This is a genomic window from Arthrobacter sp. zg-Y916 (genome assembly GCF_020907385.1).
Taxonomy (GTDB): Bacteria; Actinomycetota; Actinomycetes; order Actinomycetales; family Micrococcaceae; genus Arthrobacter_B; species Arthrobacter_B caoxuetaonis.
The window spans coordinates 713,363-737,517 of record NZ_JAJJOD010000001.1; the positions used below are offsets into that span (position 1 = coordinate 713,363).

Consider the following 24,155-nt stretch of genomic DNA (forward strand, 5'->3'; position numbering starts at 1 on the left):
TTGCCTGGCCCGGCGGAACAAGCAGGGAACAGGGGACGAGAAAGGCGCCCCGGTGTCCCTGTGGAGGACCGGTGGCGCCTTATCTCTTGATGCGGTTCTGCCTCTTAAGGCTGCTGTGTGGTTTTGTTCTAGCTGGCGGCTGCGGCCGCGGCGGGCTTTGCAGGCGCAGGGGCCGGTGCGGAAGATTCCGATGCAGGCTTGGCCGCAGCGGCATCCTTGGCAGGAGCAGCCGGAACCGTGGAAGCAGCATCACGGGAATCCGTGCGGTAGAAACCTGATCCCTTGAAGACAACGCCTACGCTGTTGAACTTCTTGCGCAGGTTGCCGCTGCATTCGGGGCACACCGTCAAGCTGTCGTCGGTGAAGGACTGCTGGATATCGAACGCGTGGCCGCAATCCTTGCAGGCATAGGCATACGTGGGCACTCTTACTCCTCCTGAAGGGCGAAAGGAAGACCTCAGTGTTACCCGCGAAACCGTCATTCGGATCAGCGTTGGCACTCTGGGGTCTAGAGTGCTAAGTATACACCCCGGTTCCACGCACAGGAGTGAAGCCCGCAGGCGTCAGGACCCCATCTACCGGAGCATCGAGGGGATCAGCCGGCAGCCCTCCTTCCGGCAGGAACTCATGGTCATGGACGACCGCTACTGCCGGTGCACTGCCGCCGCCGGCGCGGAACTGTGCCAGGAAGCGGTCATAGTATCCGCCGCCTTTGCCCATCCGGGTTCCTGAGGCGTCAGCTGCCAGTGCTGGAATCAGCAGCAGGTCCAGGTCCAGGACTTCCTCCGCCCCGAGCCGGGGTCCGACGGGTTCCGGTATTCCGGGAAAGAGTCCCGGAGCCAGTTCCGTTGCCGGCGTCCACGGGCACCAGGACAGCTGCCGTTCCGGTTCGCAGACCGGGACGAGGACGGTGTGCCCTGCTGCATCCAGGGCAGCCAGCAGGTCAGATGTGTCCGGTTCGGTGCCGGCTGACAGATAGCAGGCTACAGACGACTTTTCGGGCAGCGATTCCAGGAGGGGAGCGGCCGCAGCGGACAGCCGGGACGCCGTCGAGCTGGCCAATCCGGCCATTTTCCGCCGGCGCGCCTTGAAACGGGCCCTGACATCTTCTTTGCTCTCGGCGCTCATGACCCCATTGTGCCTCCAGCGGCGGTGCATTTGGCGCCCTGCGGCTTCCCTTAGGTACTCTTACCGTCATGACCTCACGCTCGAAGATCACCAAAGCCGTTATTCCTGCCGCCGGATTGGGTACGCGCTTCCTGCCTGCAACAAAGGCCATGCCGAAGGAAATGCTCCCGGTGGTGGATAAGCCGGCCATCCAGTACGTCGTTGAAGAAGCCGTCAACGCCGGTATGCCGGACATCCTGATGATCACCGGACGTAACAAGCGCTCCCTGGAGGACCACTTCGACCGCGTGCCGTTCATCGAGCAGACGCTGAAGGAAAAGGGCGACGACAAGAAGCTGGCCCTGGTCCAGGAGTCTTCCGACCTCGGCGAGATCCACTACCTCCGCCAAGGTGACCCCAAGGGTCTTGGACACGCTGTCCTGCGTGCCAAGCTCCACATCGGTGACGATCCCTTTGCCGTGCTGCTCGGCGATGACCTGATCGACGCCCGTGATCCGCTGCTCGAAACCATGGTTGAGGTCCAGGCCAAGACCGGCGGTTCCGTGATTGCCCTGATCGAGGTCGAGCCGGACCAGATCAGCGCCTATGGCTGCGCCGACATCTCCGTCATCGAAGGTGAAGACTACGTCCGCGTCAACAAGCTGGTCGAAAAGCCCGATGCTGCCGACGCCCCGTCCAACCTTGCCGTGATCGGACGTTACGTCCTGCACCCCTCCGTTTTCGGTGTCCTCGAAGAAACCGGTCCGGGCCGCGGCGGCGAAATCCAGCTCACCGATGCCCTGCAGACCCTCGCCTCGGGTGAGGGCGAAGGATCCGGCGTCTACGGCGTCGTCTTCCGCGGACGCCGGTACGACACCGGGGACAAGCTCAGCTACCTCAAGGCCGTTGTGACGCTTGCTTCCGAGCGGGAAGACCTCGGGCCGGAGCTGCGTGCCTGGCTGAAGGAGTTCGACCGCTCCTCCGAGGGCTAGCTTCCGTGCTGGGGTCGGCCATCTGGCCCGTGACGCTGGAGTGCGGCGACCTCGTACTGCGGCCCATACGCTACCGCGACCGCGCGGAATGGAACGAAGTCCGTTCCCGCAATGCGGATTGGATCGGCCCCTGGGAAGCAACCAACCCGCTCTCGGGAGCGGATCTGCCGAGCTACGCGGGCATGGTCCGCAGCCTCAACCAGCAGGCGCGCCAGGCCACCGCGCTGCCGTTCGTCATCACTGAACGGCAGGGGAGCCGGGTGCCTCCGGCGATCGTAGGCCAGCTCACGGTGTCCACGATCATCTGGGGATCGGCGCGCATGGCGACGCTGGGCTACTGGGTGGACGCTGACCGTGCGGGCCGGGGGATTGCTCCCACGGCGGTGGCCATGGCTACTGACCACTGCTTCCGGGTCCTGGGGCTGCACCGGATGGAAATCAACATCCGTCCCGAGAACCGGCCGAGCCGGAGAGTGGTTGAAAAGCTTGGCTTCCGCGAGGAAGGGCTGCGCCGGCGCTACCTCCACATTGCGGGCAGATGGGCGGATCACCTCAGCTTCGCGCTGACCGCGGAAGAGGTCCCGGAGGGCCTGCTGCAACGGTGGCTGGCTACCCGCTGACTTCGGGTTTTGCCCTGGCAGGCAAGTTTTCCCTGAAGTCCGCCGACACACCGTTACTAATGCCGGGGGCGCGGTTCCTTTTCTTCTACGGTCGTACTTGTGGACATCCCTCTTAATAGCTCCCTGGTACTGGCGGCAGCCGTCGGACTCTGGTTGCTGTGGGTTGCCCCGCAATACCTGCACGGAAAGCAGGCTCCTGCAGCACCGGTTTCCCCCGGAGCAGGTACCTTGCCAGCTGCAGGCAGAAGTCCCGACCACGCACCGGACCCGAGTATTCAGGGGAACACCATGCACAACACCAGCACCGGCGTCCAGCACACGCCGCACGGATCCGTGCGCCCGGCGTCCGGGCCCGGCAGCAGTGCCGGAGTTCCCTCGTCCGGGCAGGCTGCACCTGCCACGGCGCCCCTGCGGCTGCGCTACGGGCGCATAACCCTGGCGCTGCTGGGCCTGGTGTTCATCGCCGGCGTCCTCGCCGGAAGTGTCGCCGCCTTGCTGGGAGCCGTCTCCGTCTGGCTTCCCGCTGCCTCCGCCGTCGGCATCGCCGGTGTCTTCGGATCCCTGCGCAGCCTCGCGGTGCGCGACCGCCGCAACCGGCAGGCCCGCCGCAACGCTGCCGCCCGCGCTGCCAAACGCGAACAGGCGCCGGCACCACTGCCAGCCAACCCCCGCGCTGATTCCGTGTTCGACGGCGCCGGAGAAGAGACCAAGGCCGTCCCTGCGGCTGCTCTTCCGGCCGAAACACGCCCGGCGGCTCCGGCTCCGAAACCGATACCGCGGTTGACAGCCCAGGAACTGCGCGACGCGGCCCTTGCTGAAGCTGCCAAGAGTGCCGAAGCGTCTTCCTGGGAACCGGTCGCCGTACCGAAACCGACCTACGTGGACGCACCCGTTGCGCCCCGGGCTGCACCGCAGCCGCTGGCGGCACCCGCCTCCCCGAAACCCGTGCTCAAGACACCGATCCGCCCCGTCGCGGCTCCCGTTGCCGGAAGCACGGCGATCGAACCCCGTCCCGCCACCGGCATCCTCAACCTCGACGACGTTCTTCAGCGGCGCCGGGCCTAGAACCCGCAATGGCGCCGCCTTCCCGCGGCGGACGCAACCCCAGCCAGCGGGACCCGCGCAGCCGCGCCGCAGTCCATGACGGACCGGCCGCCAGAGACACCGTGGAGAGCAGCGGGATGTCGGTGCCGATCGGCGAACTGCTCACGCGCTCCCACCTGGTCCTGGATTCGTGGTCCCATCAACGGACCTTCCACCGTCCCGGTGCCGGGGTCTCTGCCCTGTACCGGATCCGTGCCATCAACCGCGGCGGAGCCACGCTCAGCCTCTATGCCGGCGCCACCACCTCGCGAACCCCGTTGTCCGCGCCGGCTGCGGTACGTACGTCGCTGAACGGGACACCGCTCTCCCTGTGGTTGCACCCCTATGATCCGCTGCTGCCGTCGCTGGCGTGGGCACTGGATCCCGGGCAGGCAGCGGCAAGGATTTTCGAACGGCCCCAGCTGACCGCCGATGGAGCCGGCCTCCGCCTCGCTGCCTACCGGCCCCTGCGCCGGGCAGTAGTACATGCAGCAGTTCCCGGCCAAAACGCCTACATCAAAGTTCTCCAGCTTGGACAGGAAAAGGAACTCATCCTGCGGCACCGCCTGCTTGCCGGTACCGCTGTTCCTGCCGCCGGTCTCGTGCCTCCGCCGGGTGCCGCGGGCACCTGGCCGGGCGGCGCCGTCGTTCTCTCCGAGCTGCACGGGGCGCCCATGCTGCGGGCGCTGGAGAGCGGCGCAGCGCCAGGACCAGAGGAGCTTTCGGGACTGCTGGACCAGCTTCCGGAAGCGGCCCTGTCGCTGAAACGCCGTCCTGCCTGGTCCGAACGTGCCAGGGCTTACGGACGCTCTGCTGCCGCTGTGCTGCCCGGACAAGCCGGCAGGATCAGCGCGATGGCCCGGAAGATCGAGGAGCTCACAGCTGCGCTGGACCCGGGTCCCGTGGTGCCGGTGCATGGCGACTTCTACGAAGGGAACCTGCTGGTGGACGGCGGCAGGATCACCGGAGTGCTCGACGTCGATGGGATGGGTCCGGGCCACCGCGTGGACGACCTCGCGTGCTTTACGGGCCACCTCGCAGTCCTCGCCGAGCTGGCTCCCGGCTCCGCACTGGAACAGGCGCTTGCCGATTACCGGCAGGGGTTCGACGCCGCCGCTGCCGCGGCGGGAAGCTCGCCGGAAGCGTTGGCGGCCCGAGCCGCGGGAGTGGCCCTGTCCCTGGTGCCCGGAGCCAGGGCGGGGAGGCTGACGCGGGCCGAGAATGCTGCTGCACGCCTGGAAGCGGCCGCGAAACTGCTCAGCGGCAGCCGCGGACAGGACAGATAGCGTTCCGACGTTGGGCTGCGGCCCGGTCAAAAAGCGGGTTTGATAGCTGGCCGGCCTGCCGGACTGCGTAGGCTGGAGGGATGCAACAGAGCCACAACTCCGCGGAACCGGCGGAAAACGCTGCCATCGGTTTGGACATCGGTGGAACAAAGACCCACGGCATCAGGCTGCAGGGCGGCGAGGCAGTTGCCGAGGCTGTCAGCGGCAGCGCCAACGTCCAGAACGTTTCCCGTGAACAGGCACGTCACAACCTTGCCGAGATCTTTGCGGCGCTGGGCACCAGCGGCGTCAACCGGGTCATTGCCGGTTCCGGCGGAGTGGACACCCCCGAAGACGCGGCCGCACTGCGCGAGCTGATCCTGGAGCACGTTCCCTCGGCCGAGGTGACGGTGGTTCACGACACCCGGCTGATCCTGGCAGCGGGGGAGGCACCGGCGGGTATTGGCCTCATCGCCGGAACCGGTTCCGTGGCCTGGGGAATGGACTCGGACGGCAGACAGGCCCGTTCCGGTGGATGGGGCTACCTCCTTGGCGATGAGGGCAGCGCCTACTGGATCGGCCGCGAGGCGGTGCGCCACGCCCTCCGCCTTCACGATCTCGGACAGGAACCTGACCGGCTGTCCGCAGAACTCATGCTCGCCGTCGGGGTCAGCGAACCGCAGCAGCTCATCGCACGGTTCCATGCGGATACCGGACGCCGGTACTGGGCCTCCATGGCCCGGGTTGTCTTTGAGGCAGCGCAGGAAGGGCATGCCCCGAGCCGCAGCATCGTCGCGACGGCTGCCCGGGACCTGGCAGGTCTGGTGGGCGACGTCGCCGCGCAGCTGCAGGTGCGCGGGCCGGTGGTCATCGGCGGCGGGATCGGAATCCATCAGCCGCTGCTCCAGGAACTGCTTGAGGCAGGTCTCTCCGCCCGCGGACTGGGTGATATCCGTTTCCTTACCCAGGACCCCGTCTTCGGTGTGCGGTACCTGCTCGAAGGCGGCGCCGCATGAGTGCGAAAAACTTCGATGTGCGGATCGGTGCGTACGCCGTCGTGATCCGGAACGGATCGATCCTGCTGGCGCACTGGAACCAGCACGGGAATTCGGCGTGGACGCTGCCCGGGGGAGGACTCGAGTTCGGCGAGGACGCACCCACGGCAGCAGTGCGGGAAGTCGCTGAGGAGACCGGGTACTCCGTAGAGCTTGCCGGGCTGCTGGGTGTAGACAGCCACTTTGTTCCCCCGGCCAAGCGGATGCACGGCGAAGGCCGCATGCTGCACGCGCTGCGCATCGTCTACCGTGCGGAAGTCACGGGCGGGTCGCTGGCCAGCGAAACGTCCGGAAGCACAGACCAGGCGGCTTGGTTCCCGCTGGATGAGGTTCCGTCCCTGCAACGCGTGGGTTTGGTGGACGTGGCACTGGAGATGCTCAGTGCCGCGCCTACCTCGTCCGTGGAGGGCCCTGCGCAGCTTCGCTAGGCGCGTAACGCCGTTTACGGCTGGACTCAGGGGCGCGCAAACGCATAGCTTAAGTCCACAGCTTGTCAGCATACTGCCGGTCATCCGGGCGTATGTGCAGCTGCTACAACACACGGAGGCTGCCATGTCCATCCCGGATGCCAGAACGCCAGGGGCAGAGACTGCTGAGCCCATGATCCGTTTCCGGGGCGTGACCAAGTCCTATCCGGACTCCGACTCTCCTGCAGTGGACAACCTCTCGCTGGACATCGCCAAGGGCGCCATCACGGTTTTCGTGGGGCCCTCAGGCTGCGGCAAGACCACCTCGCTGCGCATGATCAACCGGATGGTGGAACCCACGTCGGGAACCATCCACATTGACGGACGGAATGCCGCCGACAGCCCGTCCTCCGAACTCCGCCGGTCCATGGGCTACGTGATGCAGTCCTCGGGACTGCTTCCGCACCGCACCGTCATCGACAATATCGCCACGGTTCCGCGGCTCAACGGAGTGTCCCGGCGGCAGGCCCGTGCCCGCGCGGCCGAACTGCTCGACGTCGTCGGCCTCTCAGCAGCGATGGGCAAGCGGTACCCTGCCCAGCTCTCCGGCGGCCAGCAACAGCGGGTGGGCGTGGCCCGGGCGCTGGCAGCCGATCCGCCGGTGCTGCTCATGGACGAACCCTTCAGCGCCGTGGACCCGGTGGTCCGGGCCGAACTGCAGCAGGAACTGCTGAGGCTGCAGCGGGATCTGGCCAAGACCATTGTGTTCGTCACGCATGACATCGACGAAGCCACCATCCTCGGCGACACGGTTGCCGTTTTCGCCGTGGGCGGCCGGCTCGCCCAGTTCGATACCCCCGAAGGGGTCCTGCGCGCTCCGGTGGACGATTTCGTCGCCGGCTTTGTGGGCCGGGACCGAGGGTTCCGCCACCTGGGTTTCCAGGCCGGCAACAGCGTGGCCGTCCACCCCGTCCAAATGCTTGATCCGGTGGAGCTGGGGGATCACTCCGTGCCCGTCCGCGAGGGCTGGGCCCTGGCTGTCGACGACGGCGGCCGTCCGCTGGGCTGGGTGCCGGCTTCCGGCCGCCCGGCCGTAACGTCACCGGCGGACGTAGTGCCGGGCGGTTCACTGCACCGCCGGGGGGACAGCCTTCGAAGCGCCCTGGACGCAGCTCTCTCCTCTCCGTCCGGCATGGGCGTGGTGGTCGACGGCGAGGGCCGGGCCATCGGCGTCGTGCGGGCCGGGGAAATCTTCGACCTGATTGAACAGGCACGGCTGCGGCGCGGCATGGCGCTGCACGGCTCGGCGGTCTGAGCATGGATTGGTTCTTTGCCAACACGGAGCTGATTGGCCGGCTCACGGCCCTGCACCTTTACCAGGCTGTCATCCCGCTGCTGCTGGGTGTGCTCATCGCAATTCCGCTGGCGCAGGCTGCCCGGCTGCACCGCGGACTCGGCGGCTTCATCCTTGGCTCTTCCGCCGTGCTGTACACCATCCCGTCCCTGGCGCTGTTCGTGCTGCTGCCGGTGCTGCTGGGAACCCGGGTGCTGGATATCACCAACGTGATAGTCGCGCTGACCCTGTACGCAGTGGCCCTGCTGGTGCGCTCCACCGTTGATGCGCTGAACTCGGTGGACGACGACGTGCGGCAGGCAGCAACCGCCATGGGATACCGCCCGCTGCGCAGGTTTTTCGCCGTCGACCTCCCGTTGGCCGTGCCGGTGCTTTTCGCGGGACTGCGGGTCATCTCCGTCTCCAACATGTCCCTGGTCAGTGTCGGCGCACTGCTGGGCATCGACAGTCTCGGACGGTTGTTCATGGACGGTCTCTACCGGAATTTCCCCACCGAAATTGTGATCGGCATTGCGCTGATCCTGCTGCTGGCACTTGTCCTGGACCTGGTCCTGGTCCTCGCCCAGCGCCTGCTGACCCCGTGGACCCGGGCAGCCCGAAACGGTGCACCCCGGCTCCCGGTCACAGCCGTTGAAGCTCGGACGGCGGCGTCCTGATGGATTATTCAAGCGAGAACGTCCTCGTCCAGATGTACGAATGGCTCACGGCCCCGGCTAACTGGACCTCCAGCAGCGGTATCCCGGCACGGATTCTGGAGCACCTCGGCTACACGGCCCTCGCCGTCGGCATCGCCGTCCTGATTGCCGTGCCCCTCGGGCTTTACATTGGGCACACCGGCCGGGGACGCGTCGTCGTGGTCTCCGGCACCGGCATCCTGCGTGCCCTGCCGACCCTTGGCCTGGTCTTCCTCTTCGTCCTGCTTGCCGGCATTGGCCTCATGCCGCCCATTTGGGCGCTGGTGCTGCTGGCCATTCCTCCGCTGCTGGCCGGTGTCTATGCCGGGATCTCCTCGGTGGACCGCACCGTGGTCGACGCTGCCCGGGCGATGGGCATGAACGAGTTCCAGATCCTCTTCCGGGTCGAACTGCCGAACGGCCTGCTGGTGGTGTTCGGCGGCTTCCGCGGTGCTGTCCTCCAGGTGCTGGCGACGGTCTCGGTGGTCGCGTTTATCTCCCTCGGCGGATTGGGCACCTATCTCATTGAGGGGACGCAGCTGCGGGACAACGGAAGGCTTTTCGGCGGGGCGCTGCTCATCGCGCTTCTGGCCCTCGCCGTCGATTTGGTGCTGGCAGCCGTCCAGCGCCTCGTACTCTCGCCGGGCCTGCGCTTCCGCAGCACCCGGAAACCGCTCACCCAACACCGGCAGGCGCAGCCCGCCGGTCTCCAAGGAGGAACATCATCATGAGCACAAACACCCGACCCCGGGCCAAAACCCTGCTGACCGGCGCGGCCGGACTGGCAGCTGCCCTGGTGCTGGCATCCTGCGGAGCGAACTCGGACCCGCAGAGCCAGGAGCCCAGCACCGCTCCAACCGGGGTGGAAGATTCCGCGACCCTGGTCATCGGGTCTGCTGACTTCCCCGAATCCCAGATCATCGCGGAGATCTACGCCGGTGCCCTGCGGGCAGAGGGAATCCAGGTCGAAACAAAACCGGGCATCGGCTCCCGCGAGATCTACTACCGTGCACTGGAGGACGGCTCGGTCCAGATCATTCCGGACTACAGCGGCAACCTGCTCCTGTTCGCAGACACCGAAGCAACCGCACAGTCTGCACAGGAAATCATGGATGCCCTGCCGGCGGCGCTGGAGGAAGAGTCCCCGGACGTGAACCTTGCCGTTCTTGAGCCGGCTGACGCCGAGAGCAAGGACGCACTGGTGGTCACGCAGGCGACCGCCGAGAAGTATGACCTCACCTCGCTCGAGGACCTGGCAGAGGTCTGCGGCGAGATCACCATCGCGGCACCGACCACCTTCCAGGAACGGGCCTACGGACTGCCGGGACTGGCAGAGAAGTACAACTGCGTGCCGGGCGGGTTTGAGGCCATCAACGACGGCGGCGGCGAAGCAACGCTGCAGGCCCTGCTGACCGACAAGGTCCAGGCGGCGGATATCTACACCACCACGCCGTCCATCGAGGAGAACAGCCTGGTGGTGCTGGAAGACCCGAAGAACAACTTCATTGCCCAGCAGGTCGTCCCGCTGGTGAACCAGGACGCAGTTACCCAGGAAGCCCAGGACATCCTGAACAGCGTCTCCGCCGTCCTGACCACCGAAGACCTCATCAAGCTGAACCAGGCCGTCTCCGGTGACCAGAAGCAGGATCCCAAGGACGCAGCCGAGGCCTGGCTGAAGGAAAAGGGCCTGGCCTAGTACGCCCCAGTCCCCGCACAGTCTCCCGCCGAGAGGCCAGACACCGTCCCGGCCGAGAGGCCAGTTACGGCTCGAATGATGCCTCAAACGAGCCGCAACTGGCCTCTCGCGGGGTTTGGGGGAGCGGAACGCGCCTTCGAACGTCAGGTAAAGCGGGTGCCGGGCGCTGTTATGGCATTCTGAGTAGATGGTCGAATTCACCCAGTCGCAGAAGCTCCACAACGTCCTCTATGACATTCGTGGACCGCTGCTTGAGCATGCCCAGCGGATGGAAGCCGCAGGCCAGCGCATCCTCAAGCTGAATATCGGCAATCCTGCGCCCTTCGGGTTCGAGGCGCCCGAGGCCATCCTCGTGGACATGATCCGGCACCTGCCCACGGCGCAGGGGTACAGCGACTCCCGCGGCATCTTCTCCGCCCGCACGGCTGTGGTGCAGTACTACCAAAGCCAAGGCATCCACAACATCGACGTCGACGATGTGTACCTCGGCAACGGGGTCAGTGAACTGATCACGATGTCCCTCCAGGCTCTTCTGGACAACGGTGACGAGATCCTGGTGCCCACCCCCGACTATCCGCTGTGGACGGCCTCAGTGTCGCTGGCCGGCGGCACCGCGGTGCACTACCTGTGCGACGAGGACAACCACTGGTGGCCCGACGTCGAGGACATGGAAGCCCGGATCACTCCCCGGACCAAGGGCATTGTGCTCATCAACCCCAACAACCCCACCGGTGCCGTCTACCCGGAGTACGTCCTCCGGCAGATCGTGGATCTGGCCCGCAAGCACGGGCTGATCATTTTCGCCGACGAGATCTACGAGAAGATCCTCTACGACGGCGCCGTCCATGTGAACGCGGCGTCCATTACGGGTGACGACGTCCTCTGCCTGACCTTCAGCGGACTGTCCAAGGCGTACCGGATCGCGGGCTTCCGCAGCGGCTGGATGACCATCTCCGGCCCCAAGCGGGCTGCCGCCGACTACATCGAGGGCATCAACCTGCTGGCGAACATGCGCCTGTGCGCCAACGTTCCGGCGCAGCATGCGATCCAGACGGCGCTGGGCGGCTACCAGAGCATCAATGACCTGATCCTGCCCGGCGGCCGGCTCAAGGCGCAACGCGACCTGGCCTTCAAGATGCTGAACGACATTCCCGGCGTCAGCGTCGAGAACGCCGAGGGGGCGCTCTACCTCTTCCCGAAACTGGACCCCGAAGCGTATCCCATCACGTCGGATGAGTCGTTCGCCCTGGACCTGCTCAAACAGCAGAAAATCCTGGTTTCGCACGGAACGGCGTTCAACTGGATCCGTCCCGACCACTTCCGGATGGTGACGCTGCCCGCCCTTGAAGACATCGAGGATGCCGTGTCCCGGCTGGCAGAATTCCTGAGCACCTACAAGCCGTAGGGGCCCGTTTTACTCGGCGGAGCCCTCGCGGGCGGCGCGGGCGGCGTCCAGCCGCTGGCGTGCGCCTTCAAGCCAGGACTCGCACCGGGTGGCAAGGGCCTCGCCGCGTTCCCACAGTGCCAGTGATTCTTCGAGGCTTGCCCCGCCGGCCTCCAGACGCGTCACCACGCCAACAAGTTCGTCACGTGCCTGCTCGTAGCTCATGGCCTCGATATCGGCGGGAAGTGCTGCTGCTTCGTTCATGGGTTTCTCCTGGTGGCTCATCGTGGTTCGGAAAATCTCAGGGCTGGTGCGGCCCGGTGGCGACGGCTCCCAGCTCGCCGGACGCCACCCGGATCCGGAGGGCGGATTCCGGCTCCACCGCGGCGGCATCGCGGACAACGGAACCGTCGGCAAGCTGGACGACGGCGTAGCCGCGGTCCAGCGTTTTCTGCGGTGAGAGGGAGAGGACCTGCGCCCGCAGGTAACTGATCCGGTCGGCGTCGCGCCGTACCTCGGCGCGCATCGCGGAGAAGGCCCGGTCGCGGAGCCCGGAGACCTCATCGGCACGGGTAGCCAGCATGGTCTGCGGAGCGGAAAGCACCGGACGGGTGCGGATGTGCATGAGCCGGTCTGCCTCACGGCTGAGCATCAGTTCCATGATCCGCCGCAGCTGCGAACGGGCTGTTCCAATCCGGGCCAGTTCCTCGCCGACGTCGGGCACGATCTGTTTGGCGGCGTCCGTGGGCGTGGAGGCCCGCAGGTCCGCGACTTCGTCCAGCAGCGGACGGTCGGCTTCATGGCCGATGGCGCTGACCACCGGAGTCTGCGCGGCGGCAACCGCCCGGACCAGGTCCTCATGGCTGAACGGCAGCAGATCTTCCAGGGAGCCGCCGCCGCGGGCGATGACGATGACGTCCACTTCGGGCATGGCATCGAGCGCGGCGAGGGCACGGCTGACCTCCGCTACCGCGTTCACGCCCTGGACTGCCACTTCCCGCACCTCGAATTCAACGGCAGGCCAGCGGAGGGCAGCATTGCGCATGACATCTTTCATGGCATCCGAGTTTCGCCCGGTGATCAGGCCGATCCGGCCGGGCAGCAGCGGCAGGCGCTTCTTGCGGGAGGCAGCGAACAGCCCTTCGGCTGCCAGGGCCTGCCGCAGCCGTTCGATGCGTGCCAGCAGGTCGCCGAGGCCGACGGGACGGATATCCCGGGTCTGCATGGACAGGCGGCCGGTCTTCATCCAAAAATCCGGTTTGATGTGCGCGACGACGCGGGCACCCCGTTCGAGCGGGAGCTCCAGCCGGTTCATGACCGTTCCCCACACTGTGAGCGAGAGCGAGACCTCGGCGTCGACGTCGCGAAGCGTGATGTAGGAGGCGTTCGCGCGCCGGTTCAGTTCGATGACCTGGCCCTCGACCCACGCTGCGGGGGCCCGGTCGATGTAGGCCTTCAGGTTCTTCGACAGCAGGGCCAGCGGCCACGGATTCTCCGGCGACGTGAGGGCAGCGGTGGGTGCCAGCGCGGTCCCTGCATCGGCAGCGCCAGGGTCCTGGGGGCCTGTCTCATCCTGCAATTCGAGCTCCTGGTCATCTCATCGGGAGGTGCCGCGGCGGAACCGTCCCTGGGTTAATGTCTATCAGGTGCCGGGGACACGGCTGGCCGCGGACCCGGCACTCAGGCGCCGGCAAGCCTTCTGCCGGTACTTTAGGGAAGGCCGACAACGGCTGATGGTGGAAGAAAAGCGGGGAAGAATGCGTAGTTTTGCTTCGGCACTCCTGGTCGTGGCGGCAGTGCTGCTGGCAGGGACAGCAGCATGCGGGGCCTGGCTCGCGCAGCATGTGGTTTCAGGCCCGGGATTCGCTTCCCTGGCCCAGCCGCTTGGAGAGGATCAGGCGTTCCAGGCTGAGCTCTCCGCCGCAGTTGCCGACCAGGCCGGCCAGGCCGCCACGGACGGACTGCCCGAGGGGATGGCGTCTTTCGTGGAGCCCATTGTTGAGCGCATCGTTTCCGGGATCCAGCAGGACCCGGGCTATCCCGATGCCTGGACGGCGACCCTTGAAAACTCACACGCCGAGACCTTCGACACCGGTGTCCCCACCCTCGACATCGGTCCGCTGCTGAACCTCGCCACGGCAGGCATCGCCGGGGAAATGGGAACGGAAGCGCCCGACGCCGGTCCCCGCCCCATTGTGGTGTCCAACACCGACCGCAGCGCCGAACTGGCAAACCTGACCCGGTTTGCAGAGTCCTGGCCGCTGTTCACTGCCGCTGCCGCTCTGGCCCTGCTGCTCGGCCTGCTGGCAGCCAGGCGCCGGTCCACAACCCTGGCACTGGCCGGCCTCGGTGCCGTCGCCTTTGGCGTAGTGCTCTGGCTGGCGGCAGGCGCGCTGCCGGGACTCGCCGAAGGCCGGCTCCCGGCCAACCCCGTTGCTTCCACCTTCATCTCGGCGCTCGCTCCGCGGGCTGCCGAAAACTTCCAGGGCTGGCTCGTACCGCTGATGCTGGGTGCCGCGGCACTCGCCGTCGTAGGGCTGATCTTCCGGCTGGTCGCCGGAAGCCGCCGGCAGGTGCGCTGACAGCGGACTAGGACGCATGGGCCCGGGGTCCGTTCCGCGTACCGGCTAGCATGGAGTCATGACCAGCACAGCCGTTTCCGTGCCGATGCCCACCGTGCCCCGCCGCCGCCGCAGCCCCGAAGAGGTTGCTGCTGCCGCGCCGGTTTCCGGTGCGCGCCGGGTCCTGCTCGCAGCCCCGCGCGGCTACTGCGCCGGCGTCGACCGTGCCGTCATCGCCGTCGAGAAGGCACTGGAGGCCTACGGGCCGCCGATCTACGTCCGCAAGCAGATCGTCCACAACCTGCACGTGGTCCACACGCTGGAGGAAAAAGGCGCCATCTTCGTCGATGAAACCGACGAGGTCCCGGAAGGCGCCAGGCTGATCTTCTCCGCACACGGAGTCTCTCCCGCCGTCGTGCAGTCCGCGAAGGACAGGAACCTGCAGACCATCGACGCCACCTGCCCGCTGGTGACCAAGGTCCATAAGGAAGCAGTGCGGTTTGCCCGCGACGACTTCGACATCCTGCTGATCGGACACGAGGGCCACGAGGAAGTTGAAGGCACCTACGGAGAGGCCCCCGAACACACGCAGATTGTGAACGGTCCCGAAGATGTGGACAAGGTGGTGGTCCGTGATCCCAACAAGGTCATTTGGCTGTCCCAGACCACACTGAGCGTGGATGAAGCCATGCATACGGTGAATCTGCTGCGCAAGCGGTTCCCCACCCTGCAGGATCCGCCCAGCGACGACATTTGCTACGCCACCTCCAACCGGCAGGCCGCGATCAAGAAGATCGCCCCCGACGCGGACCTCGTCATTGTGGTCGGTTCCGCGAACTCCTCGAACTCGGTGCGCCTGGTTGAGGTTGCCCTGGAGTACGGTGCCAAGGCCTCTTACCGGGTGGACTTCGCCAATGAGGTGGACGAGTCCTGGTTTGAAGGCGTCTCCACCGTGGGAGTGACCTCCGGCGCTTCGGTGCCGGAGAACCTGGTCCAGGACGTCCTGAACCTGCTGGCCCAGTACGGCTACGGCGACGTCGAGGAAGTCGTCACGGCGGAAGAGGACATCATCTTCTCCCTGCCCAAGGAAATCCGAGCCACCCTCAAGGCCATGGGGGACACCTCCCGCGGACTTGGCGGCCGCCGCTCCTAACTTCGCGGGTGCCCTTCCCGGGCGCCGCGGTGTCCGGTTCGGCTCAGGCGGGCTGCCCCGGTAACATTTACTAACGTGGCTCTTACTATTGGCATCGTCGGCCTGCCCAACGTCGGCAAATCAACCCTGTTCAATGCGCTGACCCGCAACAACGTGCTCGCGGCGAACTATCCGTTCGCCACGATCGAGCCGAATGTCGGCGTCGTCTCCCTGCCGGACCCGCGGCTGGCCAAGCTTGCGGAGATCTTCGGCTCGGCCCGGATCCTGCCCGCAACAGTGTCCTTCGTGGACATCGCCGGCATTGTGAAGGGTGCCTCCGAGGGCGAAGGACTGGGCAACCAGTTCCTGGCGAACATCCGCGAGGCCGAGGCCATTGCCCAGGTCATCCGCGTGTTCGATGATCCCGATGTTGTCCACGTGGACGGCAAGGTTGATCCCCGCTCGGACATGGAGACCATCAACACTGAACTGATCCTCGCGGACCTCCAGACCCTGGAGAAGGCCATTCCGCGCGTGGAGAAGGAAGTGAAGATCAAGAAGCGCGACGCCGCGCAGCTGGCTGCCATGCAGGCCGCCCAGGCCGTGCTGGAACGCGGAGACACCATCTTCTCCTCCGTGGAGAAGGACAAGCTGGACATGGACCAGCTGCGTGAACTGAGCCTGCTCACCGCCAAGCCGTTCATCTACGTGTTCAACGTCGACGACGCCGTCCTGGGCAACCCGGACCGCCAGGCTGAGCTGCGCGAACTCGTTGCTCCCGCCGACGCCATCTTCCTCGATGCCAAGCTTGAAGCCGACCTCGTGGAGCTGGACGAAGAAGAAGCCCGCGAAATGCTCGAAATGAGCGGCCAGGAAGAGTCCGGCCTGGACAAGCTGGCCCGCGTTGGCTTCCACACCCTCGGCCTGCAGACCTACCTCACCGCTGGTCCCAAGGAAACCCGTGCCTGGACCATCCGCAAGGGCGACACCGCGCCCCAGGCGGCCGGCGTCATCCACACCGACTTCCAGCGCGGCTTCATTAAGGCCGAAGTTGTCTCCTTCGAGGATCTGGTTGAAGCCGGTTCCATGGCTGAGGCCAAGGCCCACGGCAAGGTCCGGATTGAAGGCAAGGACTACGTCATGGCCGACGGCGATGTGGTGGAATTCCGTCACGGAATAACCTCAGCGGCGCAGGGAAAAAAATAGGTCGCAGAACCACTTCATATCCAGCTTCGGAGGCATATCCGACCGCGCCTCTGAAGCTGGGCGTTGACCACATCAAGGGCTCTTTGGGGGAAGAGGAACTATGGCCCAGGAACGTCCGACCGAGCCGGAGGCACAGTGGCCGCAGTTCAAGCTGCGCAGTCTTGCCCCTGAATTTGCGAGTGATCAGCACGACACCTACGTGCGGCATCTTGAGGAGGCGGTCCTCGATAAGAGGAACCGAAACATCGCCCTCACCGGACGCTACGGAGCCGGCAAGTCCAGTGTGCTGGATGCCTTCGAGGAGAAGCACCAGAAAACCACGGTCCGCATCAGTATCAACACGCTCGGTCCGGACAAGGACGACGAGGATCTGACTAACCGGATCCAGAAGGAGCTGGTCAAGCAGCTCGTCTACCGATTGGAACCCGGGCGGATCCGTCGATCCAGGTTCGCCAGGCAGAAGCCGCTGACCATGGGCAGAGCCTTCCTCCATGCTCTTGGCGCGAGTGTGGTCAGCCTGAGTCTCCTATGGGTGCTTGGGATCCGATCCGGACCCGGCTGGCCGGAAGCGACTGATTCTCCGCTCGGATATCTTGGCCATGCAGTGCTGCTGTTCCTTCTCGTGCTGGTGTCCCTGTGGGCAGCTCGCTGGCTCGTCGGCGACCGGATTGTCTCGGAGGTAACGACCGCCGGCACAACGATCTCCCTTGGTGAAGGACCGACCACCTACTTTGACAGCTTCCTCGACGAGATCCTTGCATTCTTTGACGCCGTCGGACCGGAGTACGTGATCTTCGAGGATCTGGACCGGTTCGAAGACCCACAGATCTTCGACTCCCTCCGCGAACTGAACACTCTCGTCAATGCTTCCGCAAACTGGCAGGCTAAGCCGCAGCCTCTGCGGTTCATCTACGCCATCAAGGACAGCTTGTTCGAGCAGCTGGGTACGGAGGCGGATTCCAAGGACGGGGAGAAGGAGCCCAAGGATGGCATTGCTGACACCGGCAAGGAACAGGACAGCTCCAAGGCCAGCGCGAAGCCCCGTCTCGACATTGCCGAAGCCGCAGTCCGCCGCGCGAACCGGACCAAGTTTTTCGAAATCGTCATTCCCATTGTGCCGTTCATCTCGCACCGCAACGCCCGTGACCACCTTATTGGACAGCTGGTGAAACTCGGTTTCGCCGAAGATTTCGTCTCACGGCCGCTTCTGGATCTGGTCGCACGCCACACCACAGACATGCGTCTGATGAAAAACATCGGCAACGAATTCGCCGTATTCGTCGAACACCTGCTGTGGACAGAAAAACCCGCCCCTGGCATGACGGCGGACCATCTCTTCGCACTCGTCGCCTACAAAAACTTCCATCTCGCTGACTTCGAAGCCATCTCGCAGCGGACCAGCACGCTTGATGTGCTCGAAGGGTTCCATCGCCGCGATGTCAGGACCCTGATCGAGGGCCTACAGGAGAAGCGACGGAAGCGGATGAGGGCTGAGGAACAGTGCGAGTGGATGGAGGCCACCGCGGCGGAGCTAGGGAGCAGGCTCTGCGATATCAAAGCCCTCTTCCCTGCTCAGGATGGCTATCCATACCTTTCGGTAACTGTTGACGGCCAGAGCTATAAGTTCAATGCCGTTGGCACTGTGGAATTCTGGGAGCGCGTCTCCAGAACGAAGTCGTTCTCTCTCGTACAGCAGTACAACCCGCACCCGGTGACGTTAACCCCGGCTCAGCTTGGTCGCATGTTCCCGGAGACCGAGTCGGAGCAGTGGCGCGACCCAGTTCCCGCCGAGGTCGTACGTCTGCTTCGTCAATACGACCAGGACATCGCTACCCTGCGGGGCGCAGACTTCGCTGGGCTAGCCCGCTACGAACGCGTCCCCAAAGGGCGGATCAGATTCGACCAGCACATCACCGACGTGCTCGAGTCGGAGCTGGCACGTGACCTCGTGCGGCGAGGCTTCATCACACGCAACTACGCCGAGTACTCCGCGATCTTCTACGGCAAATTTGTGGGAATCGACGTCGCGTTCTTCTATAATCACAGCGTCCAGCCGAACGAGATGTACCTCGACTACGAGTTCACCTCTGAGAACGCGATGAGTAACTTGCTTGAGCAGGTGCCAGCGGACTTCACCAGCACTGTGAGCGCACTGAACGTCCAGGTGGCGTCATACCTGCTCGCGGAGAGGGCCGAGGACGCCAAGCGGTTGGTTGAGTTTGCGGTCACCCACGACGGCCCGGACGTCCAGGCGTTTCTTGATGCGTTCCTCAACACACCGGATGCCCCTGGTGATCTCCTCATCCAACAGCTGACGCTGCATCCCTGGCGTGACGTGTTCGAGTATATTGCGGGTCATCCCGGGATCCCTGACCAAGAGGCACGGATTTGGCTGTTGGACGCAGCTCTTCGGAGCGCGGTCGAGGTCGAGGCCTACGAATTCGGCGCGTCTTCGCGGGCACTGATCGAGTCTTCCTATCCGCGCCTCACTGCCGTCCGTGAGACGCTGTCAGCGTCACAGACTGAGCGGGTCTTTGCGATTCTCGAGGGCCTACGGCTGTGTATCACTGACCTCGGCGATTTGAGCGAGTTGCTCCGGGCTCATGTGGTGGCCGCTAACACGTACCAGATCACAGTGCCGAATCTGCAGGTGGCTCTTGGGATCGATGTCGCGCCGACGCTTGACGAGGTGCGAAAGAAACGGGGTGTGTGGGAGTACTGCAGCGCTCATATCGAGGACTACGCCGAAGCGATGCGCGCCAACGATTCGTCTCAGAAGATGCTGCGCACCGAGTCCGTGCTGATTGCCGTCATCAATGAGCAGCATGAGGCCTGGACAGATGAGCAGCTGCAACTGGTGCTTGATGGGAGTACCAAACATGCCACGATCAAGGATATTGAGGATGTCCCGGAAGCAATCTGGCGCACAATCGTGGATGCCGGCCTCATGAGTCCGACGGCCGCCAACGTGTGGGCCTACGTGCAGGTTCACGGGATCGACGAGCAGCTTTCTGGTCTATTGGCCGGCGCCGGGGGCGACCCGGTTGAGCTGGTTGAGGTTGAAAAGGTCGCGGACGATGACAGGGACCGATTCGCGGTTCATATTCTGAACGCTTCGACGCATCTTGAGGCTCGGGCCCGGGTCCAGCTCGTCAAGCAGCTTAAACTCGAGTGCGAGATTGAGCTGGGCGAGCTGACGCCGAGTCCAGACCAGCTCTTCGCCAGAGCCCTGGAGGCGGGACTCCTGCCGGATGATTACGAGACGTTCGCCCATTTCGCGAATGGTGGTTGGCACGCAGTCTCGGAGGCGTTCGCGGTGTCCGGGAACGTGCAGGAGTTTATGACTCCCGAGCTCGTGGCAGGCTTCCTCGCGGAGTTCATGGAAGACCCGCGGACCCCCGAAGCGCTGCGTCGGATCGTGGTCGAGAATATCGGTGTCTACGTGCCAGCCGACGACGAGGGCGCTCTTCGGGCAGCTGGACTTTTTGCAGTTGAGAACCGTATCCCTCTGTCCTTTGCGGATGTTCGCCGCATAGCCCGCGTCACGCAGACGGCAGAGGCAGTCCTGCCCTTGCTGGTGCGCGACAACAAGACTGATGCAAGTGATCTTGCGGAGATCCTCGCATTGCTTGGAGAGCCATATGACGCGCTGGTGACCGGCCCGGGCAAAGAATTTGACATGCCCACAGGCTCGTCCATCGCGACTCTGTTCGGCCGCCTCGAAGCGGCCGGAAGGATTACCATCGTTTCAAAGCGTCCTCGCGGAAAAAGGGTCCGAACCCTTGTCTAGCTCGGAAGGAGACGCGTCAACTTGGCCATGAGTGAACCCATAAACCTCGATGCGCCTGGCGAGTGGTCAGGGCTGTGGTGGTTGCCAGATGACCCTGACGAGCAGGTCCCCGGGGTCCTCAGATATTCGCCGGACGACGGCCTGGTGCTCTCGTTGATTGGTACATTCGAGGACCGCATCATGTCGACGCCTTCTCCTGGTGTCACCCTGTTCCACGAGGGGACCCGGACCTGGGGCGTCATCCACGGCGCTGCAGAGCAACGGGAGATTTCGCTCCTTGGCTGCGCCCCAACGGCTGGGAAGCGTACCATCTTTGCTCGAGTGAAGAGCCCTGACAAACAGACCGTGGGGCGAGGATTGCCCTCATCGGGGCCCACATCAATGGCGAGGATGAATGTGCGTTCTCCGCGGCGGAAATTGAAGTAGAGGACCTCGGCGTTTGGGCTGCGTCATCGGTGTTCCAATACTCTGTGGGTGTTCCGGACGGCAACTTCGACGGGACGGGGAGCATCTCCGTGGAGCCTGTAGAGACGCAGTCGGTTGTGATCGATGGAACCGAGTTCAGCTTGCAGCACCGGCACACGTTGCCGTTCTTTGACGAGCGCAAGGGCAGCACGGTCGGACGCATGCGCGACACGGCCTTCATGCGCGTCGTCCCGGTAGGCCCGTTCTCTCTCGACCGTGCGCGAGAAGTTGCCAGCCTAGTGCAGGACCTCATCTCTCTCGCGACCCATCGAGCCGCCGGCCTGATTTGTCTCCGGGTCGAAGTGGCGGAGACGGAGCCGACGCTGCTGCCGGACGGCCACCCCTCACCGCGGCGGCGCGCCGATGTGCTCTACTCGCCTCCTGTGCTCGGCGGGGGCGATGCCAAGGCTATCGACCAACACCGTGTCTTGTTCACGTGCAACTCGCTCCCGTTCGAGAATGTCCTGCCCCGCTGGTACGAAGCGCACGGCCGACTGCAAGCGGCGATCAACATGATCCTGGGCCTCCGCTATGCGCCAGACCGCTACGTGGAGAGCAACCTTCTGATGGCCGTGGGTGCGGCTGAGGTGCTGCACCGTCGTCTTGGCATCGCTCAAAAGCCCTTCCCAGCAGAAGAGTTCAAAGTGATGCGCGAGGCCATGCTTGAGCAGGCCCCCCAGGAACACAGATCGAGGTTCAAGGGGGCAATCCGAAATGATCCCACGCTCCGGGACAGGCTCCACGCTCTCGCCGCACGTCCCGATCAGGAGGCGGTTGGACTGCTTATGCCGGATGTAGATCAATGGGCGAAGCGCACCACCCGGGCTCGCAACGATTTGGCGCATGAAGGAAGGACCCCCGACCATGCCTTCGGTGAGCTGATCGCCGTCATTGAGGTAACGACGGCTGTGGTGATCCTGAACGTGCTCCACGAGCTCGGGCTACCGCCTGAAAGGCAACGCGAGATCATACAGGTGCATCCACAGCTAAGGGCGACGGCCAGCGCCGCGCGGGAATGGCTGGCTACACCCAACGATGACTCCTGACAACGGCGTGGCTGAGGTGCTCAATCTCGCGGAGGCTCTCAGGGTCTACCCTGCCTCAACATCTCCGATACCAGTTGTCCCAGCGTGCATTGATGCGTGCCCATGCGAAACAGCTGCAATGTCTCGAAATCATCACCCTAATGAGACGAGACCTGTTCGCCGGCAAACCGCCGGTGAACAGGTCTCGGAATGCTGTCTCATAAGTGGCATCCACGGACTGGGGTTTATGAGACCCCCGCTGCCGAACGGTGGCGATAGTAAGTCGCTTTCGACCACCCGACAGTCCGGGCGGCCTCCACTACTCCGAGTCCTTCAGTGTCGATGAGGTGCTTCACTGTCCGCAGGTTCAGAGCAACCTTCCCGGCGTCCGGGGTTGGACGGCCGAACCGCACACCCCGGGCCTTGGCCGCATCAACGCCGGCCTGGACGCGTTCTTGGATGAGTTCGCGCTCATACTCAGCGAAGGTCGCCATGAGATTGAGCATCAGCCGTCCTTCACGGCTTGAGGGATCTATACCGTCGGAGAGGGACCTCACGTCGATTCCCCGGTCGACGAGCTCTTTGACTGTCGTCACGACATCGATCATCGAGCGGCCGATGCGGTCGATGCGCCACACAACAAGTTCATCACCGCGGCGAAGCCTCCCCTCAAGATTCACCCACCCTGAGCGGGACTTGGCCTCCTTGGAGCCCGAGACCTGGTCGGAGAAAATGTGCCCCCAATCAACGCCGGCATCGATAAGTGCTCGGCGCTGAAGAGCGTCGTCCTGTTTATCTTTTGTGGATGTCCGGGTGTATCCATACTTCATGGTGGATTCCTTTCTTTGATCGTCGGTCAGGAGACTGCCAGGAGCTGATCACGCCAGACCTTTTTGATGTCAGCACGCGGCGAAGGAACGCCGACGAGATCGGGGTAACCGGAGTAGGTCTCTCGCAGCTGCAGGGCTTTGTCGAAAGCCGACTTATTACCTTCCGCGGCGTGTAACTCCGGACCAGCGAGCTGACGGCCTACAGAAGAGACGGCCTGCCGATGGCTGTCAATGTCCGACCGTATCTCTGGCATGATCTCTTGGACGTTTGCGTCGTCAGGCGCCACGTCCAGTACGGCTTCGGCATAAACCAGCACCGCACCCAAGTGCGTGAGCTTTCCATCCTCACGCATGTACTCGGAAGAAGTCAGACCCAGGGCGGCAGCACAGTTACTGGCGTGGGAGCTGCGGGCAGAGCGAAGGCCCTTAACGTCGTTCCACATTGCGATCATGTCGATCAAGTCGTCACGTTCGCGTTCAGTTTTTTCTGCGGCAGCATACTCTTGGTACTCAGGCGTGGACTGCTCTGCCTCCAGTGCGGCTTGGCGGGTGGCCTGTTCTTCGGCCATCTTGTGGGCCTCCTCTTCACGTTCGGTCTTCTCTGCGGCCTCACGCTCGGCTTTGGACTGTTCATCTCGCTCAGCCTGTTCTGCAGCTAGGCGGATCCGTTCGGCGCGATCCGTTTCCTCGGCCTGCCGGCGCTCCTCATAGATTCGCCGTGCGGTTTCCTCAGCTTCCTGGCGCTTCCACTCGGCAGCTGTGTGCTCCAGCCTGGACCAGTGACTGGGCCCCTTAGCCAGGTAGATCTTTGCGTTTATCCGGTGCACATCGCGGGCCGTCAGTTCGCCTGCCAGCACACGCTTGGACAGCCGTTCGATCACTGTGAGACGTGCCGGACGCTCCGGATCAACACCTTCCCGGCCATTGAGAGCATCAACTTCAGCGCGCCAGTCCCAGCCCGGTGTCGCGATCATTTCGTCGTCACCGTAACGTGCCTTACCGAGCGCCTGCTGGTCGGGATGCTCATGGGTGTTGTACCGGGCACCACGTGCCATAGCGAACTTCCCGCGGTCTGTACCTGGTTCACCTGGGTGGACGATGAACGGCCTAACTATGACCGGCACCGGGAACTTGCGTTGGATGGCTTCAGCAGTGCGCTGAGTCTTCGAGCGGTAGAAGATGTGACCGTGTGTCTCGGTGCCAGGGTCGCGGTCATGGATTCCCCCATGTACCAGGTCGTGTGGGTGGGTGTCGACGAACTTTTCGACCATCTCTCGAGTCAAGGCATTGGACACGATGGACCAAGTGCGATGGCGTCCAGAGGTGCCGTGGGCTGTTTTCTTGGACATGTTGTGTCCTTTCCGAGAACCTCAGCCGTTGCCAGAGGGCCTCTGTATATCTGAGTGGGGCTGCATAGCAGCTACGAATTGCACACGCTTTTATTGGCCTGCTCACATTCCACTAACTTGTACTCACTTTTTGTTGAATAACTGAGTACAGGTTGGCTGC

The 24,155-nt window shown here is 64.3% G+C and carries 23 protein-coding genes; 17 read left to right on the plus strand and 6 right to left on the minus strand.

The genetic code is table 11. The features are described from left to right. Positions 1-128 precede the first annotated feature (128 nt). Together LOC59_RS03455 and LOC59_RS03460 are read right to left on the minus strand one after the other, a co-directional pair. Positions 129-425 carry an FmdB family zinc ribbon protein gene (locus LOC59_RS03455; RefSeq protein WP_227894374.1) on the minus strand — a complete coding sequence of 99 codons (297 nt, stop codon included), beginning with the start codon at positions 423-425 and terminating at the stop codon, positions 129-131. A 91-nt stretch (positions 426-516) separates the two neighbouring features. Next, positions 517-1,128 (minus strand): 5-formyltetrahydrofolate cyclo-ligase, encoded by a 612-nt coding sequence (locus LOC59_RS03460; protein ID WP_229970603.1) that lies wholly within the window; start codon positions 1,126-1,128, stop codon positions 517-519. 68 nt (positions 1,129-1,196) lie between these two features. Here LOC59_RS03460 and galU point away from each other — a divergent pair, with 68 nt between their 5' ends. From galU to LOC59_RS03515, 11 genes are all read left to right on the plus strand, one after another. Then, positions 1,197-2,099, plus strand: coding sequence for a UTP--glucose-1-phosphate uridylyltransferase GalU (galU, locus tag LOC59_RS03465; RefSeq protein WP_227894376.1), 903 nt, complete (start codon positions 1,197-1,199; stop codon positions 2,097-2,099). A gap of 5 nt (positions 2,100-2,104) precedes the next feature. Then, positions 2,105-2,719 carry a GNAT family N-acetyltransferase gene (locus tag LOC59_RS03470; protein ID WP_229970605.1) on the plus strand — a complete coding sequence of 205 codons (615 nt, stop codon included), beginning with the start codon at positions 2,105-2,107 and terminating at the stop codon, positions 2,717-2,719. 288 nt (positions 2,720-3,007) lie between these two features. Continuing rightward, positions 3,008-3,784, plus strand: coding sequence for a hypothetical protein (locus tag LOC59_RS03475; protein WP_227915477.1), 777 nt, complete (start codon positions 3,008-3,010; stop codon positions 3,782-3,784). 8 nt (positions 3,785-3,792) lie between these two features. After that, positions 3,793-5,088, plus strand: coding sequence for a phosphotransferase (locus tag LOC59_RS03480; protein ID WP_229970606.1), 1,296 nt, complete (start codon positions 3,793-3,795; stop codon positions 5,086-5,088). A gap of 80 nt (positions 5,089-5,168) precedes the next feature. Next, positions 5,169-6,083, plus strand: a complete 915-nt coding sequence (locus tag LOC59_RS03485; RefSeq protein WP_227894380.1) for an N-acetylglucosamine kinase — start codon at positions 5,169-5,171, stop codon at positions 6,081-6,083. Then, positions 6,080-6,550, plus strand: a complete 471-nt coding sequence (locus LOC59_RS03490; RefSeq protein ID WP_227894381.1) for an NUDIX hydrolase — start codon at positions 6,080-6,082, stop codon at positions 6,548-6,550. The genes LOC59_RS03485 and LOC59_RS03490 overlap by 4 nt, the downstream gene beginning before the upstream one ends. A 172-nt stretch (positions 6,551-6,722) precedes the next feature. Further along, positions 6,723-7,844, plus strand: a complete 1,122-nt coding sequence (locus LOC59_RS03495) for an ABC transporter ATP-binding protein (protein ID WP_227894382.1) — start codon at positions 6,723-6,725, stop codon at positions 7,842-7,844. A 2-nt stretch (positions 7,845-7,846) separates the two neighbouring features. Continuing rightward, positions 7,847-8,539 (plus strand): ABC transporter permease, encoded by a 693-nt coding sequence (locus tag LOC59_RS03500; RefSeq protein WP_227915473.1) that lies wholly within the window; start codon positions 7,847-7,849, stop codon positions 8,537-8,539. Continuing rightward, entirely contained in the window at positions 8,539-9,288 is a 750-nt protein-coding gene (locus tag LOC59_RS03505) for an ABC transporter permease (protein ID WP_227894384.1), read from the plus strand. Before LOC59_RS03500 ends, LOC59_RS03505 begins: the two co-directional genes overlap by 1 nt. Then, positions 9,285-10,253 carry an ABC transporter substrate-binding protein gene (locus LOC59_RS03510; protein ID WP_227894385.1) on the plus strand — a complete coding sequence of 323 codons (969 nt, stop codon included), beginning with the start codon at positions 9,285-9,287 and terminating at the stop codon, positions 10,251-10,253. Before LOC59_RS03505 ends, LOC59_RS03510 begins: the two co-directional genes overlap by 4 nt. 187 nt (positions 10,254-10,440) lie before the next feature. After that, the gene (locus LOC59_RS03515; RefSeq protein WP_227894386.1) at positions 10,441-11,658 is read left to right on the plus strand and encodes a pyridoxal phosphate-dependent aminotransferase; all 1,218 of its coding nucleotides are present in this window, start codon (positions 10,441-10,443) and stop codon (positions 11,656-11,658) included. Between the two features lie 9 nt (positions 11,659-11,667). On the opposite strand, the gene LOC59_RS03520 is transcribed toward LOC59_RS03515, so the two are convergent. Together LOC59_RS03520 and xseA are read right to left on the minus strand one after the other, a co-directional pair. Further along, the gene (locus tag LOC59_RS03520) at positions 11,668-11,901 is read right to left on the minus strand and encodes an exodeoxyribonuclease VII small subunit (protein WP_423721115.1); all 234 of its coding nucleotides are present in this window, start codon (positions 11,899-11,901) and stop codon (positions 11,668-11,670) included. 37 nt (positions 11,902-11,938) lie between these two features. Next, positions 11,939-13,216, minus strand: coding sequence for an exodeoxyribonuclease VII large subunit (xseA, locus tag LOC59_RS03525; protein WP_442860561.1), 1,278 nt, complete (start codon positions 13,214-13,216; stop codon positions 11,939-11,941). A gap of 178 nt (positions 13,217-13,394) precedes the next feature. On the opposite strand from xseA, the gene LOC59_RS03530 reads away from it, so the two are divergent. The 6 genes from LOC59_RS03530 to LOC59_RS03550 all read left to right on the plus strand — a co-directional run bounded on the left by LOC59_RS03530 (position 13,395) and on the right by LOC59_RS03550 (position 21,837). Further along, positions 13,395-14,219, plus strand: coding sequence for a hypothetical protein (locus tag LOC59_RS03530; RefSeq protein ID WP_229970608.1), 825 nt, complete (start codon positions 13,395-13,397; stop codon positions 14,217-14,219). Between the two features lie 58 nt (positions 14,220-14,277). Beyond that, positions 14,278-15,351, plus strand: a complete 1,074-nt coding sequence (locus LOC59_RS03535; protein WP_227894389.1) for a 4-hydroxy-3-methylbut-2-enyl diphosphate reductase — start codon at positions 14,278-14,280, stop codon at positions 15,349-15,351. 75 nt (positions 15,352-15,426) lie between these two features. Further along, positions 15,427-16,536: a redox-regulated ATPase YchF gene (gene ychF / locus LOC59_RS03540; protein WP_229970615.1), complete on the plus strand. Its 1,110-nt coding sequence runs from the start codon at positions 15,427-15,429 to the stop codon at positions 16,534-16,536. Between the two features lie 100 nt (positions 16,537-16,636). Further along, on the plus strand, positions 16,637-20,326 hold the full coding sequence (locus tag LOC59_RS03545; RefSeq protein ID WP_229970617.1) for a YobI family P-loop NTPase: 3,690 nt from the start codon (positions 16,637-16,639) through the stop codon (positions 20,324-20,326). Positions 20,327-20,353: 27 nt separating this feature from the next. Continuing rightward, a complete protein-coding gene (locus LOC59_RS16835; RefSeq protein WP_442860567.1) occupies positions 20,354-20,752 on the plus strand; it encodes a hypothetical protein in 399 nt (132 codons plus the stop codon). Then, the gene (locus LOC59_RS03550) at positions 20,704-21,837 is read left to right on the plus strand and encodes a HEPN domain-containing protein (RefSeq protein WP_331460402.1); all 1,134 of its coding nucleotides are present in this window, start codon (positions 20,704-20,706) and stop codon (positions 21,835-21,837) included. The genes LOC59_RS16835 and LOC59_RS03550 overlap by 49 nt, the downstream gene beginning before the upstream one ends. A gap of 224 nt (positions 21,838-22,061) precedes the next feature. Here the strand turns inward: LOC59_RS03550 and LOC59_RS03555 are convergent, their stop codons facing one another. Beyond that, positions 22,062-22,646 carry a recombinase family protein gene (locus tag LOC59_RS03555; protein ID WP_229970619.1) on the minus strand — a complete coding sequence of 195 codons (585 nt, stop codon included), beginning with the start codon at positions 22,644-22,646 and terminating at the stop codon, positions 22,062-22,064. A gap of 26 nt (positions 22,647-22,672) precedes the next feature. After that, positions 22,673-23,995: a hypothetical protein gene (locus tag LOC59_RS03560; protein WP_229970621.1), complete on the minus strand. Its 1,323-nt coding sequence runs from the start codon at positions 23,993-23,995 to the stop codon at positions 22,673-22,675. Positions 23,996-24,155 lie beyond the last annotated feature (160 nt).